This is a genomic window from Njordella calcicola (assembly GCF_056494125.1).
Genome location: NZ_CM151396.1, coordinates 5,805,479 through 5,821,349 on the forward strand (window position 1 = coordinate 5,805,479; position 15,871 = coordinate 5,821,349).

Sequence of the window (15,871 nt, forward strand, 5' to 3'; positions counted from 1 at the left end):
AATGCTGGCCAGTATCTCGTTGGATCTCGACAATAAGTGGTCTTACTTGAAAACCCATGGTGATGAAGGTTGGCAAGCGTATCCCACGTACTTACCAAAATTAGTTCCGACGGTGCTTCGTCTGCTGGATCACGTTGGCTTGAAAATCACTTTCTTTGTGGTTGGACAAGACGCGGCGCTTTCAGAAAATCATGAGGCCCTTGCATCGCTGGCTCAGGCGGGTCATGAAATTGGCAACCACTCGTTCCATCACGAGCCTTGGCTGCATCTGTACTCCGCTCAAGAGATTGATCGCGAGTTGCAGACCGCTGAAGAGGCCATTCGAAATGTCACCGGCCAGCACACCACAGGCTTTCGCGGTCCAGGTTTTTCTTATTCCCCACTCTTACTGCAGACTTTGAAGACGCGAGGCTATCAATACGACGCTTCCACGTTCCCAACTTTCCTGGGACCTATTGCGAGAGCGTACTATTTCTTTCATGCAAAACTGGAAAAGGAAGAGAAGGAAAAGCGCAAGCTACTCTTCGGTAAAGCGTCTGAAGGCTTCCTCGCGCTGCGGCCTTACCGTTGGAGCGGTGCTGCGGCTCCGCTACTGGAGATTCCTGTCACAACAATGCCGTGGTTCAAAGTCCCCATTCATTTGAGTTACGTAATGTTTCTGGCTGAAAAGTCGCCATGGCTGGCCAAGACTTACTTCAAGAATGCGATGCGGTGGTGCAAACTCAATCGCGTTGAACCATCGCTGCTGCTGCACCCGCTGGATTTTTGGGGCGGTGACGATGAAGCGGATCTCGCCTTCTTTCCAGCGATGGGCTCAACGACCCGGCAAAAGTGTGAGTTGGCCCAGGAACTTTTGACGTGGATGCAGTCCCAATTCGAATGCGTCACGATGCAACAGCACGCCGATGCTATTGCCCTGCGCTTGCCAGTCGCTTGAAGTACGCTTCGATAATCTCGCGATAGTGCGACGGCAAGTCCTGAGTCATCTTCTGAAGAGCTTCCTGGCGCTGCGCAGGCGGCAAGTCGCCCCAGCCTGCAAGCTTGCCAATGTCTCTCTTGTCGACATTTCCAGGGCCGCTTTCGCCAGCAATTTGCGATTCTTCCATCGGTCTGCCCGATTGATTTCCTTGCTCCTTCTCTTGCTGCGATTGTTGAGCTTGTTGTTGTTGCTGCTGCAATTGTTGTTCGATTTGGTCGATCTTCTTGTCGAGTTTTTCGATGATCGTGTCTTCTTTCGTACGCACAATCTTGCCGCTGCGTTCCAGTTCTAATCGCCTTTGCACATCGTTCATGAGTCGCGCGATTTCGTCCAACGAGTCCTCTTCCAACGGTTGAATGTCTGCTTTCATCAGTTTCGCCAGCACAGCATAGCGGCTTACCAACTCGTTCTCGCGTTGCAAAAGCAAGTCGATAGCGGCAACACAGTCATCGCGGCGCAGCAAGTGATGGTAGGCAGTCGCCTTGCAGAATAGCAACGTCGATGGATCAACTACATCTTCAACGGTCAAGGGTTCCAGCAACTCAATTGCCTCATCGTAGAATTGCCGCTGAGCTAGCTTGCGGCCGACCAACAGGCGGACATTGTTTTGGACGTAGACGGGCAAGCCCTGAGTGATCTTTTCAAAATCGGCTTGCAACTGGTCGGAGAGGATGATACGCCCGGAGTCCGAAATCTGGTCGAACCACATCCCCAGAGCGGGATGCAAGTCGGTGGCCAGCTTCAACCAATTATCCAATAGCTGAGGGCCTTTGTAGTTTGCGGAAGAATCGCTCCAACTACGAATGGCGTCTGTCGCAGGAGAGTCGGCCGCGGCGTTGACTGCTGGCTTGGCAGATTCGGCAAGCTTAGCAAAATCATCGTTCAAACGGTCAACGGTGGGCCAGCCCCAAACGGCTGCTTTTTCAAGCCCACTGTCGGCCTGGAGGCACGGCCAGTGGAGGACAAACGCCAGAGTAAACATCGCCATGTGCGTCGTGCGACGAGCGGCTTTTGCAAGCCAGCATGAAGTAGTGTTAGTCGGCGTTGTGTTCAGGTTTCGCATGAGCATACTTTTGAAACGAATTAGTTCTTTTGATTGGATTGAAGGATGATATCTCGCATCACACTTTCCAAACGTGCTTGTCTTTCCGCCAACTCTCGAGTTTGACGTGTGAGCAGTGGGTCAGCAACTTGGCCCAATGGGTCGTCAGCAGAACCGTTTTGTTGGGCTAACCACGTCGTGCGCTTGTTGATTCGCATCTGCAGCGTCCGGATCAACCGCAACTCAGCCAGCTTGTCGACCAACTCTTGCTCCTGCTGGCTGCCGCCATTGCCTTTCTGCCCGCTCTTCTGCTCCTGTTTTTTCTTTTCACGGTCCTTCTGCGTCGCAGTCAATGACTCAAGCAGTTCTTCCAAGGTTGAAACGACTTGTTGTTGTAGGTCCACATTGCTTTGATCCATGCGGTTCTTGTTGAAAAGATCGGTGATCAACGCAATGTCGCCATTCAATTGCTCCACTGCTTCGGGGAAAGCCATCGAACTGCCTTCTTCTTCCAGCAACAGCATCGCGCGTTGGCCCTCAATCAGCACCTTGCGTTCCTCGATTGCCAACTTAATTGATTGCAGTTCCATTTGCCGCTGGTCCAAGCCACCGTCGACGCTGGCATATTTTTCCGTCTGCTTCAGGATATCGGACTGCATCGTCAGCATACGTCGAAAACGAGATTCCAAATTTGCGAGCGAACGTTCGATTTCTTCTTCGCGCATTTGGCGTAGGATGCTTTCAAGTTCTTCGACGGCGGCGGCTAGTTCGCGTTCAGCTTGTCGCTGTTCTTCGACGGCTTCGTTGCGTTGCTCTTGCTCCAAGCGTTCTTGAGCTTGTTGCATTCGCTGTTGAGCCTTTTGAACACGATCCTGTGCGCGTTGCTCCTGCGACTGAGCTGGCTGCTGCTTCGCCTGGTCCTGGTTGGATTGGGCCTGCGATGGCTGACCATCTTGCTGCTGACCATCTTGCTGCTGACCATCTTGTGACTGACCAGACGGTGCCGGTTGCTGTGGCTTACCTTTTTGCTCAGAGGGCTTGCCACTGTCGCCCGATTCGGACGGTTTTCCTGCTTGGGCATCGTCTTGACCGCTGGAATCTGAACTCGGTTTTGGATTGTCGTCTTGCTGAGCTTCCGAGGAGTTGGGATCCTTTGGAGCGCCAGATTTCTCTTTGGACTCTTTGGATTGAGCCTCACTCTCGGAGCCTTCGTCGGCCGGTTTGGATTCCCCATTGCTTGAATTTTGGTCGTTGGCAGGTTTATCTGAGGCTGGATCCTCGGATGGTTTAGCATCTTCAGCAGCGTCGGAATTGTTCTCGGCAGCGTCGCCGGATGGCTCGCTGGATGCTGCCTTCGGTTGATCGCCTTGAGTGACTTCCTTGAGTTCGCCAGCGACATCCTTCGTCTGTTGCTCTAGGCTTTCTTGTTCTTGAGCGGACTCTTTGATTTCCTGGCCAGCTTCAGTTCGCCCACGCAAGGAGCGTTGCAAACGGCTGATGCGTTGGACTTCTTTGATCAGTTTTTCGATACGTTGTCGTTCGTCGCGCAGACGCTCGCCGCGGTTTTCGCGTTGTAGCAGTTCGAGCAATTTCTGCAGGTTCTCGCGAGCGGCTTCCTGTTCCTGCAAAGCACGCGTGAATTGGCCTTTGGCTAAATAATCGACAGCCACGCTAAGCCGTTGCTGGGTGGCGAGCTGTTTGCTTAACTGCGCGGCTTGTTGCAGCAGGTTGGCTCGCGTCGGATTGGCCCCTCCTTCCAATTCGGACAAGCGAATGAAGAGCTCTTCCAGTTTTGAGAATTGATCAGCGAGCAGACGTTGTTCTTTATCGATCGAAACTTCCAGGGATGATGCGGCAGCTTGGCTGGCGGGGGCGGCTTCTGTCGCCGAGGCTGATTGGATTTGGAAGGCGGCCGCTATCGCCAAGGCGACACAGAGGAACCCGCTTTTCAAGCATGAATGAGCAAATGTCATACTTTCCCTTTAGGCTTACGCAGTACGCAAAAAGCAACACCGGCGGCCGGACGCAACACTGCAGTGTAGAATGTTCTAGTATACGCGGCGATACCACTTTGCGGCAAATCGCATTATATAAAGGACCTCTTTTTATTTAGTTTGACGCTCGCCAAGGGGTGACAGTTGCCCAAAAATCCCAAAATCATGATTATTCGGGGATGGGAAACGAAGAGGGGGCAGGTCTCTTTCCTTGGTTTCACGCACAGGCGCCAGGACGCAAAGCAAGACGAATCAGGCTTAAAATGGATTCTCGTCGAGCTGGCTGTTATTGATTCGCTCGACTCTCTGCTGCAGATGGAGCGCGACGATTAGCGACGCAGAGATCGGATTGTCCAACGAATGTAGAGAGACCTTGAATAAAAGTTTCACTGCGTGGCTTCTGCGATTCGTCGTCGCTTTTGATTCGTAGGAAATTAAAGGGCAGCTTTTAGGTTCAGGCAATATTTGCACTTAAGCCGTTCATCGATCGAACCCTATTGAAATCATTGGCTCGAGACATCTTCCCACGCGAGCTTTACGTCTCAGTGTGCGATCAACGAATTCTTTTTTTCATGCAACGGCGCTAGGCCTTCAAGAAATGCCGCAAGCCTTCTAACACGCCGCATGTGGCCGTCTGATTTGCCAAGAACAATCGCTCGGTGTGACCATGGCGTGCTTGATGCAGCTTGGACACCTTCACCTTTAATGCATCAGGTGCGTTGCCCACCAGCACCGACAGATACCCCGCCGTCAATGCGTGCAAATCGTTGCCCGAATCACCACTGTAGACAATCTGATCTGAATCCATCGTCTGCCAGCGACTCCACCAGTCAAGCGCAAAACACTTATTGACGCCGCGCGGTAGCAGGTCGATCAAGCCGCGTCCATCCTCAGGATCAATACTGGAAACCACTTCGTAAGCGATCGACGATTGCAACAGTCGAGCCTCAATCGCGGATACCAGCGGTTCGACCCGATCGCCGTCACTATAAAAGCTCAGCTTCAACGGACTGAGCTTTTCAGGTTCTTGAACGACCAAACCGTCGAGATCCGCGAACATCGACATCAAGCTCGTCGCTGCTTGCCCGCCAGAGCACTGGATCAAGGTCTTATGATATGAGTCGACTAGGTCGTAGCTGACCTTGACGCCCGAAGCCCCGGCCCTGGCAGCTACCGCTGAACTGGCGGAACGCAAGGCATAGATCTCGGTGCCGACATTAGCCACGATGAACTGCGGCGTTGGTAGCCGATACGTTTCGATTGCATGTAAGACCGACGAAAGATGCCTTCCAGTCACAAAGACCAGTTGCATTGATCGCTCATCGACCAACCTTTTTAACTTACCAAGGCTATCGATATGCGCGTTATGTCCCGATAGAGGGATCAGCGTGCCGTCTAAGTCAGTGGCTAGCACTTTTATCATTGAAATTCACCCAGCATCGGTATAGTAGGCGCCTCATTTGCATAATAATTTGCTATCATAAACGTGGACTTCATGACTCTGATGAAGCTCCCGGAAAGGCGTCCTCATATGCTGGACTCTTTTCGTCCGATCTTCAACCGCAAAATAGGCAATGGACCTTCAGAAACCAACTGATGGCTTACATGTTGTACTCATCAGCCTGCACGGGCTAATTCGTGCTAACAATCCCGAACTCGGTTACGATGTCGATACGGGGGGACAAGTTAAATACGTGCTTGAACTCGCTGCCGAATTGGCTCAGCGAGAAGGCGTGCGTCGGGTGGACTTGGTAACACGCCAAGTCATCGATGATCGAGTCTCTAGCGATTATGCTCGCATCCATGAACCCATCTCCGAAAAAGCGCATATCGTTCGTATTCCGTTTGGTCCGAAACGTTATCTCCGCAAGGAAGTGCTGTGGCCCTATCTGGACATGTTTGTCGACCAGATGAGCAGTCATTTTCGCAGAACCGGCTTGCCGGACGTAATCCATGGTCACTATGCCGACGCAGGTTACGCTGGCGCACAGTTAGCACGCATGCTGCATATTCCGTATGTCTTCACTGGCCACTCATTGGGCCGTGTCAAACGGCGACGGATGTGCGCGGCCAATCATGACCGCGGTGAACTGGAGCAGAAGTACCACTTCGCGACCCGCGTCGAAGCAGAAGAATTTGCTTTAGAGGTCGCTTCGATGGTGGTCGTAAGCACTAATCAGGAAATCGAAGAGCAGTACGAACTGTACGCTCATTATGTGCCAGAGCGAATGGAAGTCATTCCGCCAGGAGTTGATCTGAAGCAATTCTGTCCGCCGGACGAAAATACCGTGCACACGCAGATTGAAGCGGACCTTGCGCCGTTCCTTCGCGACATGGACAAACCATGTATTCTGACCATGGCGAGGCCCGACGAACGCAAGAACACGGCCGCGCTGGTCCAGGTGTATGGCGAGAGCAAGGAGTTGCAAGAGCAGGCCAATCTCGTGATGGTACTGGGAACGCGTGAAGACATCACGACGATGCCTCCTTCGCAACGTGGTGTTCTATCGGAAGTTTTGCACTTGATCGATCGCTACGACTTGTATGGCAAGGTCGCTTATCCCAAACAGGTCAAACCTGAATTTGGGCCGGACCTTTATCGCTATGCGGCGCACAAGCGAGGCGTATTCATCAATCCAGCGTTAACGGAACCGTTCGGTTTGACTTTGCTGGAAGCGGCCGCGTCAGGTTTGCCGATCATCGCGACCAATGACGGTGGCCCTCGCGATATTATTGCGAATTGCGAAAACGGCATTTTAATTGATCCGCTGGACAACGACGACATAACCCGCGCGCTGAAGATCGCATTGTCCGAGCCTGAGCAATGGGACACATGGGCCGCCAATGGTATCGCCGGTGCCAACCGCGAGTACTCTTGGATAAAGCATGTGGACCGCTATTTGCGCGATGTGCAAGAGATCGCTAAATTGGAAGCCAGGCCAGCGCTAGCCGACACGGTCCGCAATCGCCGCTTGCCTGAGTTTGATCGCTTAGTCATCACCGACTTGGATGGAACGCTGACGGGCGATGATGATGCGTTGCGTGAATTCAGTGAACTGATCAATCGCGAAGCTCGCATCGGGTTTGGTATCGCGACGGGAAGAAACTTGAATGACGCGATGGACTTCATTAAATCGTTGAAGCTACCCCAACCGGATCTGATCATCAGCAGCGCGGGGACCGAACTGCATTATGGCGCGAGTCTGACACCCGACAAAAGTTGGCAAAAGCAAATCGCTTATTCATGGGAACCCGAACGGGTACGTGAAACGTTAAAGGATGTAGAAGGTTTGTTCTTGCAGCCTGAGTCGGAACAGTCGACTTACAAAGTGAGCTACACAGTAGACCAAGAGATCGCGCCGAGCATCGCAAAATTGCGGCGCATGTTACGGGAAGCAGGCTTGCGCACGAAAGTCATTTTCTCTTTGGGCATGTTCTTGGATATACTTCCTGTGCGAGGTGGAAACGGAGTCGCGCTGCGACATTTGCTCTTCAAATGGGGTTTCCCGCCTGAACATGTGTTGGTGGCCGGCGATTCGGGAATTGACGAGGAGATGCTGCGTGGCCGAACGCTTGGGGTGGTTGTAGGGAATCACGGACCAGAGCTGAAGAAACTGAGGAAGCAACCGCGAATCTATTTCGCTAATGGACATCATGGACGAGGTATCTTGGAAGGAATCGACTTCTATCAGTTCACCGGTACAATCACAATCCCTAATGACTGACTTGCATTCGCAGCCTATTGGACAACAACTCGAGTATCAAGCCGCCCTGACCCTCAAGCGTCTGCGTCCGCGGCTGGACGTATACTGGGATTCTGTGAGCGCAAGCGTGGAAGATCGAGAGGTTTTTGCTGAGCGTCTGCGGTTGCACTTTCAATCGTTGTTCGGTTTGTTAAAAGGTCTTTACAGCGAACGATACGACTTCTTCTTTCACATGGAAGGTATCCTGCTGGGCATGGCCAAAGCGTTCATTGAACGCCCTGCTGCGCTGCGAGAAATGGATCGCTATCGGTTAAATCATCCGCAATGGCACTTGTCGGAAAATCTTGTCGGTGGTGCGCTTTACGTTGATCTGTTCAGCGAAAACTTGGGCAAGCTGCGGGAACATATCACGTACTTCAAACGCTTAGGTTTGACGTACCTGCACTTGATGCCGTTGTTTGCGGTCCGCCCCGGCAACAACGATGGCGGATATGCGATCAGCAATTATCGCAGCGTTGATCCTCGCGTGGGAACGATCCAAGACTTGGTTGATCTGGCCAGCGACCTTCGCGCTGCCGGCATCGTGCTGGTACTGGATTTTGTCTTCAATCATACGGCAGACGATCACGTATGGGCCCAGCAAGCTCAATCGGGAGATCCTGAGTATGAAGACTACTACCGAATCTTTCCCAATCGTGAACAACCCGATCGGTATGAGCGAACGTTGCGAGAGATCTTTCCCACGGTCCGTCGCGGGAACTTCACTAGGCATGACGGTATGGGGAAATGGATTTGGACAACCTTCAACGACTTCCAATGGGACCTGAACTACAGCAACCCTGCCGTGTTCTGCGCGATGATGGAAGAGATGCTGTTTATCGCAAACACAGGAGTCGACATTCTGCGTCTGGATGCCGTGGCCTTTATCTGGAAGCAAGAAGGTACGTCTTGCGAGAATCTACCCCAAGCCCACACGTTAATCCAAGCGTTCAACTTGGCCGCCAGGATCGCGACACCCGGGCTACTGTTCAAATCGGAAGCGATCGTCCATCCCGACGAAGTCGTAAAGTATATCGGCAGTCATGAATGCCAAATTTCGTACAATCCAACGTTGATGGCGTTGTTGTGGGAATCGCTGGCGACGCGCAGTGTGAAACTTTTGAATCAATCACTATCGCACCGTCATACGTTGCCAGCGGGGACCACTTGGGTGAACTACTTGCGTTGCCATGATGACATCGGCTGGACTTTTGACGATGAGGACGCAGCCAAAGTTGGAATCTCGGCTTACGACCATCGCCAGTTTCTTAATCGCTTTTATACCGGCCAGTTCGAAGGCTCGTTCGCCCGCGGTGTACCCTTTCAGCATAATCCGCAAACAGGCGACATGCGGATCTCAGGCACTATGGCTTCGCTCGCTGGTTTAGAACAAGCGATTGAGTATAACGACGAACACTTAAAGGAGATGGCGTGTCGACGCATCCTTTTGCTGCATGCCATCGCGCTGAGCATTGGCGGAATCCCGCTGGTCTATTTAGGTGAAGAGTGGGGCACATTGAACGATTATGATTTTGTAAAAGACCCAGCCAAAGCGGGCGATACGCGTTGGATACATCGTCCGAAGTTTCGTTGGGACTATTTGGAAGAGTTGGAAACCGGCGATGTGATACGCCGCCGCTTGTTCACTTCGATCCAAAACCTAATTCGCCTGCGAAAGGAATCACCTGCGTTTGCTGGATTAGGAATGGAATTATTTGGAACGGACAATGAACACTTGTTGGGATTTGTTCGCTCCAACGATGGCCACCGGTTAATCGTTTTAGCCAACTTCAGCGAAACGACCCAGAACATCGAAGGCAACAAATTGCGGTTGCGTGGCTTAGGCCGATTCTTTGTCGACATCGTGACCGGCGACACCATTACCACAGCGACTCAACTCGTGCTTGAACCTTACTGTTTTCTATGGCTTAAAGCCGCGTAACGGATCGCGACGCTCGCTAATCACAGGAATCACGGCGAGTTTCTTTCAATCTGGAACTATCGCCTGGGCAGATGCGTTAGACTAAGCTTGGTTGCGCTCGACCCAAAGAAAGTGCTTTAAAAAGGGGACAGCCCCTCTCCTGCGAGGTCAAAAACCCAACGAAGTCGCCTCGCCTCCAAAGGGTCAGCCCCCTTTTTAAAACGCCCTCTAACCAATTTCAAAGGATGATCATGGACCGTAGAAATTTTCAGAAACTCAGTTTACTAGCTGGCTCCGCGGTGTTGATGCACCAAGTCGCCAATGCCCAGTCCGCCTCAACGCGACGAAGGTTCAAGATCGATCTGTGCCCAGGAATGATCGGTGTGAACACAAACCAAATCGACACTATTAACGTTGCCGAACGTTATGGCTTCGAATCCGTACAACCATTTGGCGATGCCTTAGCAGCCTTAGATGAAGCCGGAATCAAGAACCTCAACAGCCGATTGGGACGAGGCAAACTGGTCTGGGGCGCTGCAGGTCTACCGGTCGATTTTCGTACCACTCAGTCCGCCTTCGATGCGGATCTACAAAAGCTACCAAAGATCGCCGCTGCACTTCAAATCGCCGGTGTCACTCGCATAGGTACGTGGCTGAGCCCCACTAGTGACGAGCTAACTTACATGTCCAATTTTCGGCAGCACGTGAAGCGTCTGTCGGCCATTGCCGATGTACTGAATGACCACGGCTTACGCTTTGGATTAGAATACGTCGGACCCAAGACGTTGTGGTCCAGCAAACGGTATCCGTTTATTCATACGATGGCCGAAACATTGGAACTGATCGCGGAGACCGGCAAAAGCAACGTCGGAATTGTCTTGGACAGTTGGCACTGGTACACCGCCGGTGAAACGCTGGATACGCTGAAGCCGTTGAACAACCAGCAGATCGTGGCCGTGGACTTGAATGACGCGCCAGCAGGAATCGAACGTGATCAACAGTTGGATAACCAACGCGAGTTGCCAGCAACGACTGGCGTTATCGACATCAAAACATTTTTACAGTTCTTGGTTGAGGTCGGTTACGACGGGCCAGTACGGGCAGAACCGTTCAACAAGAAACTGAACGACATGGATAACGACCCCGCCGTCGAACTAACTGCCAAAGCGATGAGGAAAGCGATCTCGCTTATTTAATACTCGATGCCCCGTGTCGATCCGGATGCGACTTAAAGCCCTCTGTGCTTCGTGGGCTATTGTTTTTGATGCCGATCCAAGCGGTCCCATGCACGATGACTTACGCTTTATTGGATGACTTTGCGTTTAGCGCCTAGTGATGAACTCAGCAACCGATCATCCCTTGACCGATCATGACTGCGATTTAGTGCTCGCTACCGACCGCTGGCTCATGGGGTTGGTGCGAATGGGAGCGTTTCTTTGTTTCGCTGGTTGGACGTGGGTTCATTTCTATTGGGAAGCACCTTACGGCGTCTTGCTGTGGCATGATGCAACCTTTGAATTGGCCAGTCGACTGGGAGTTAGCTGGGAACAATTTGTCGGTACAGGCGCATACGATGGATTCGTGCAAGTTTGGCTGAGCCGGACCGCATGGCTTTATTTGGCCTGCACCTTAGTGACGTTAACGGTACGCAAAGGAGCATGGTTTCAAATCGCGTGGCTTGTATTCGGATCGGCGATGCTGACCGCGCTCAGTTATGCAAAATACCTGTCTGCCCAACGGCAATTGCCGATGTTCATTGAGCACGGCGGACAAATACTGATGCCGCTAGTGCTGGTATTCAGCTTGACCCTTGGAGTCCGCCATCGCATCACAATTACTACTGCGGTCATAGGGTTGATGATGACTTTTGCTGGCCATGGTTCCTACGCAATTGGCTTATGGCCAACACCGGGAAACTTTTATGCCATGACGTCAGTGATATTCAACGTCGAATTTGAAACCGCTCGATTGTTCCTCTTCACGGTGGGCATACTTGATTTTGCGGTATGCCTTTGCCTGCTGATTCCTTGGCTGCGCCGATCTGCGGCATTGTACGCGGCGATGTGGGGGTTTCTAACCGCGATTGCCAGGCCGGTAGCAGGTATGTCGTGGAGCCTGTATTATTGGGGAGCCGACCAATACTTACATGAAGCGATACTGCGTGCGCCGCACTGGGTGATTCCGTTGTATCTATTCTACTCCTGGCGTGTGACACCCCCTCTCATTTGTTACGGAGCTTTTATGAAACGATTACGTAGTTTGGCGCTCTGTTGTGCCGCACTAGCAATTGCCAGTATGCCCGCTATGGCGCAGCAGAATCAGCAGCAGCGACGCAACCAGAACCTACTGGCGATCCCAGCCGTCGAGAAGAAGGATGTCATCTGCTTTGCGCTCTACACGGTCCATAACAAAACGCTGAAGCTTACCGCTCAACTCTATCCACTTGCCGCTAGTGATTCTCGCACAGTACGATTGGAAGTTGAACGTGACGGAAAATGGATCGAAGTTGCAACGACGACAGTCATTGAACAAGGCTGGACTGCGCCGCTGCGAGTAGAAAACTGGGATGATTCACTGACAACGAAGTATCGGGTGTTGCACGGCGATCAAGCAACCTACGAGGGTATCGTCCGCAAGAATCCGGTCGACAAATCGGAAATCATCGTAGCGGGCTTTACAGGCAATTCGATCAATCCTGCGCACGGTGGAGATATCTCGCGCCAAGACATTATCGACAACATCAATCGTATTGATGCTGATGTGCTCTTTTTCTCTGGTGACCAAGTTTACGATCACACGCGACACTATGCTGCTTGGCTGAAGTTTGGCCGCGATTTCGGTGACATCATGAAGGATCGTCCCACACTGACTTTGCCTGACGATCATGATGTAGGCCAACCTAACCTGTGGGGCGAAAGTGGCAAGATCTCGACGCTCAGCGGAGCCGCCGATGGTGGCTATGCGCAACCTGGCGTGTACGTGAAAGAAGTTGAACGAGCGCAAACCAGCCACTTTCCGGATCCCGTCGACCCTCATCAAATTGGACAAGGGATCAATGTCTGGTTCACGAACTTCAATTGGGGGGAAATCGATTTTGCAATCTTAGAAGACCGTAAGTTTAAAACCGGTCCAGCCGGTCGCGTTCCTAAAATGGGCCCACGACCTGACCACGTTGACGACCCGAACTATGATCCGGCAACTGTTGACATTCCAGGAGCGGTCTTGTTGGGTGAGCGACAGTTACGCTTCATCGATGCTTGGTCCCAAGATTGGCAGCAGGCACAAATGAAAGTCGCTCTTTCGCAGACGATCTTCTGTGGAGGTGCACATATTCATGGCGCGGCCAATGGTCGACTACATGCGGACTTAGATTCCAACGGTTGGCCCCAATCAGGTCGCAATGCAGCTTTGCGTGCGTTGCGCAAAGGCTTTGCATTCCATTACGCTGGCGATCAGCATCTAGCAACCATCTTTCAGCACGGGGTCGACGAGCACCGCGATGCGATTTGGTCGTTTTGCGTGCCTTCCATTGCAAATCTATATCTGCGTTGGTGGGACCCGTTGCAACCTGGTGACAATCGCGAGCCGGGTGCGCCAGGGTACACAGGTGATTTGCTAGATGGCTTTGGCAATAAGGTCACCAACTTCGCCGCCGCGAACCCAGAGAAGATGCCGGGTGAGAACTTGCTCAACACGCGGGCGGCTGGTTTCGGAGTCGTCCGGCTGAACAAGCAAACGCGACAAATCACGATGGAGTGCTGGCCTCGAAATGTCGACATCACCGACCCAAGCAGTGCTCAGTATCCAGGTTGGCCAAGGACTATATCCCAGTTCGACAATTACAGTCCACCCTCATGGGGTGAAATGGGTGAGTTGACCTTTGACGCCGAAAATCCAGTGCTGCAATTGGCGGCTAGCGATAGTGGCGAGATACTGTACACAGTCCGTATTGCTGGCAGATCGTTTACGCCACTGGCCCCGGTTGGAAGACCATTCGACATCAAGGCGGGACTCAATGCACCCGATACGGTGGTAGCGCAGGCCGTGAAAGTCGGCGATGCGGCACAATCGGTGCATGTAAACCAGTAGCGTCAGCCGCGCATACATTACTTGCCGCCAGTGTTGATCGGCCCCACCGGTGGGATGTCAGCAACCGGCTCATACGAAAACGCGTCGCGTGAACACAGCCCACTCGACTAGCAGTAGCACCAAGCCTAGCATCAACAGCCAACGCCAATACTCTTTGCGTTGCGAAACGGTTGACGGGGCTGCTTGAATATCCTGGTAACCAAATCTTAAGCTTTCGACTGCCCCGATCTGCGTTTCCTCTGAGGACAATAAATTGACGACAAAGGCATCTAACGGCGACGAGGCGTTATCCGCTGCGGCGATGCTGTACAATCCAGGCAACTCCGTATCAGTCCAGACAACTTGGCCCGCGTTATCACGTTCGATGATCTGCGAATTGCCATTGGGAGCGGTGATCGAAAAACGGTTGAGACGCGGCGGGAGGCTAAGAATCGCTGCATCTCCGGGGCGAACGTTCAAACTATCGCGTTGACGCATGGCCCCCCCGATGTTTTCTAACAAAGCGAGTATAAAAACTGGAAAGCTTTGCTTGATGGGCCAATCCGTATTGGTGATCAATTCGCCGTTGTAAAGCGTCCGTAATCCGAAGCCCATCACGGCATCTTGAAACGCTCCACGTGGTGCAATCGCAAACAGTTCGCCATTATCGCCTCGCATCAACGCTTGCGATCCTTCCGGTCCCTTGACCGATCGTCCTTGAACAATTCGCAAGCTTCCGATCGTCAAGAACTGCATGATCGGATGCGCTCGATTCCAGTCGACCACGATGATTGGACCGGCCTGTTCGCCGTACGTCCAACCGCTGGATGCAGGTGCTGTGCCCCCTAAGAAAAAGGTGTTCGCAGGCGGCAGCGTCGTGACCTCCACGCCGTCAAAGATCACTAAATCGAACGCAGAGGCAAACGCGGACGTCGCATCTGGCGAAATCGCAAAACCGCGTGCTTGCCAAGCTTGATAATCCTCCAAATCCACGAAAGTTGCGTCCGCAATTTCGGAAATCGTTTGCGTCTTCAAGACCGTTGTCAGGGCTTGGCTTCCTTCTGAAACCACTAGGACTTCGATGCGACGATCAGGCCGCAACGTAGCCACAGCGCTGTTGTCCAGCTTCAGTGCATCGATTTGTTCTAGCATCACCACGTAGCGAGCGGACTCTTGTACGCCTTGCAATTCAAAGCTAACGCCGCGCGTGTCATCGGCGGGTATCGTCAATTCCGATGCATCGAGCAATTCGTTCTCATACATGAGGCGAACGGTGACCGTCTTGGGCACCGGGGAACTATTTTGGACTCTAGCGTAAGCCTGTGCAACGTTGGGGTTTTCGATACTGCGATCCAGCGAGAATGCGACGACTCCGACATTATCGGCATCGGCAGTACCAATGGAAATGAACTGAGGCGTAAGGTTGCCGATGTTAAAGTCATTCACTTCTTGGAAGCGTCCATCACTGAAAACTCGTATCGTGGCGGGGATGGCTTCAGCCACTTGAATGTCGGTCATGTCGCCGAAACTACTGCGACCGGGATTGGCAAGGCCTGCTGCGGCACGTAATGCTTCCGCTATGTCGCTAGTGCGATTGGTGACTTGGGTTGCCTCCAAAGCGGTTAGCAGTCGATTGCGGTCGGCCGTGAATCCTTGGCGGACATCAGCGCGATTGGAAAAAGCGATCAACATTCCGACATCGCCATCGCTCATCGCTTGGATCTCGTCGCGGATCTTTTGCTTGGCGACCTCAAATCGATTGGGTGTCACGTCGGTGGCTTGCATGCTGGCGGAATTGTCCAGCAAGAAAATGATGCGGTCTCCGGCATCCGAGGAACCACGGAACCCTGGTCGCAGGCAAGCGATGATCAGAGCCAAAACGAAGAGCAGTTGCAGCAGAAGCAATAGATTGTTTCGAAGCCGCTGCCAAAGGCTATTGACCTGGATATCTTCGATCGTTTTCCGCCAAAGATAGGTGCTGGGCACAACCAAGGGCGAACGCTTCAGCTTCAAAAAATACAGAAGCACAATCAGCGGTGGCACCGATAGCATCACCACCCATTGCCATGGCGCTAGTGCACTAATCCAATTCATGTTGCCTCTGATTTGATCGCAAAGTTCGTT

9 protein-coding genes are annotated in these 15,871 nt (G+C 52.5%); 5 read left to right on the forward strand and 4 right to left on the reverse strand.

The annotated features are described in order from the left end of the window. Position 1 precedes the first annotated feature (1 nt). A complete protein-coding gene (locus SH302x_RS22360) occupies positions 2-937 on the forward strand; it encodes a polysaccharide deacetylase family protein (protein ID WP_479364970.1) in 936 nt (311 codons plus the stop codon). Here the strand turns inward: SH302x_RS22360 and SH302x_RS22365 are convergent. The 3 genes from SH302x_RS22365 to SH302x_RS22375 all read right to left on the reverse strand — a co-directional run bounded on the left by SH302x_RS22365 (position 909) and on the right by SH302x_RS22375 (position 5,438). Continuing rightward, complete coding sequence (locus SH302x_RS22365; RefSeq protein WP_479364972.1) at positions 909-2,042, reverse strand: hypothetical protein; 1,134 nt, start codon at positions 2,040-2,042, stop codon at positions 909-911. The genes SH302x_RS22360 and SH302x_RS22365 overlap by 29 nt on opposite strands. A gap of 20 nt (positions 2,043-2,062) precedes the next feature. Further along, on the reverse strand, positions 2,063-3,994 hold the full coding sequence (locus SH302x_RS22370) for a coiled-coil domain-containing protein (RefSeq protein ID WP_479364973.1): 1,932 nt from the start codon (positions 3,992-3,994) through the stop codon (positions 2,063-2,065). 604 nt (positions 3,995-4,598) lie between these two features. Continuing rightward, positions 4,599-5,438: an HAD family hydrolase gene (locus SH302x_RS22375; protein WP_479364975.1), complete on the reverse strand. Its 840-nt coding sequence runs from the start codon at positions 5,436-5,438 to the stop codon at positions 4,599-4,601. 151 nt (positions 5,439-5,589) lie between these two features. On the opposite strand from SH302x_RS22375, the gene SH302x_RS22380 reads away from it, so the two are divergent. The 4 genes from SH302x_RS22380 (at position 5,590) to SH302x_RS22395 (ending at position 13,768) form a co-directional block, all read left to right on the forward strand. Beyond that, on the forward strand, positions 5,590-7,740 hold the full coding sequence (locus SH302x_RS22380; RefSeq protein WP_479364977.1) for an HAD-IIB family hydrolase: 2,151 nt from the start codon (positions 5,590-5,592) through the stop codon (positions 7,738-7,740). Continuing rightward, the gene (locus tag SH302x_RS22385; RefSeq protein WP_479364979.1) at positions 7,733-9,700 is read left to right on the forward strand and encodes an amylosucrase; all 1,968 of its coding nucleotides are present in this window, start codon (positions 7,733-7,735) and stop codon (positions 9,698-9,700) included. Before SH302x_RS22380 ends, SH302x_RS22385 begins: the two co-directional genes overlap by 8 nt. 230 nt (positions 9,701-9,930) lie before the next feature. Continuing rightward, positions 9,931-10,875, forward strand: coding sequence for a sugar phosphate isomerase/epimerase family protein (locus SH302x_RS22390; protein ID WP_479364981.1), 945 nt, complete (start codon positions 9,931-9,933; stop codon positions 10,873-10,875). Positions 10,876-11,014: 139 nt separating this feature from the next. Beyond that, positions 11,015-13,768 (forward strand): hypothetical protein, encoded by a 2,754-nt coding sequence (locus tag SH302x_RS22395; protein ID WP_479364982.1) that lies wholly within the window; start codon positions 11,015-11,017, stop codon positions 13,766-13,768. Between the two features lie 69 nt (positions 13,769-13,837). On the opposite strand, the gene SH302x_RS22400 is transcribed toward SH302x_RS22395, so the two are convergent. Next, on the reverse strand, positions 13,838-15,841 hold the full coding sequence (locus tag SH302x_RS22400) for a VWA domain-containing protein (RefSeq protein WP_479364984.1): 2,004 nt from the start codon (positions 15,839-15,841) through the stop codon (positions 13,838-13,840). Between the last annotated feature and the right edge of the window lie 30 nt (positions 15,842-15,871).

Coding starts and splice junctions, on each gene's coding strand:
- SH302x_RS22360 (WP_479364970.1), top strand. CDS start 2: ATGCTGGCCAGTATCTCGTTGGATCTCGACAATAAGTGGTCTTACTTG.
- SH302x_RS22365 (WP_479364972.1), bottom strand. CDS start 2,042: ATGCGAAACCTGAACACAACGCCGACTAACACTACTTCATGCTGGCTT.
- SH302x_RS22370 (WP_479364973.1), bottom strand. CDS start 3,994: ATGACATTTGCTCATTCATGCTTGAAAAGCGGGTTCCTCTGTGTCGCC.
- SH302x_RS22375 (WP_479364975.1), bottom strand. CDS start 5,438: ATGATAAAAGTGCTAGCCACTGACTTAGACGGCACGCTGATCCCTCTA.
- SH302x_RS22380 (WP_479364977.1), top strand. CDS start 5,590: ATGGACCTTCAGAAACCAACTGATGGCTTACATGTTGTACTCATCAGC.
- SH302x_RS22385 (WP_479364979.1), top strand. CDS start 7,733: ATGACTGACTTGCATTCGCAGCCTATTGGACAACAACTCGAGTATCAA.
- SH302x_RS22390 (WP_479364981.1), top strand. CDS start 9,931: ATGGACCGTAGAAATTTTCAGAAACTCAGTTTACTAGCTGGCTCCGCG.
- SH302x_RS22395 (WP_479364982.1), top strand. CDS start 11,015: ATGAACTCAGCAACCGATCATCCCTTGACCGATCATGACTGCGATTTA.
- SH302x_RS22400 (WP_479364984.1), bottom strand. CDS start 15,841: ATGAATTGGATTAGTGCACTAGCGCCATGGCAATGGGTGGTGATGCTA.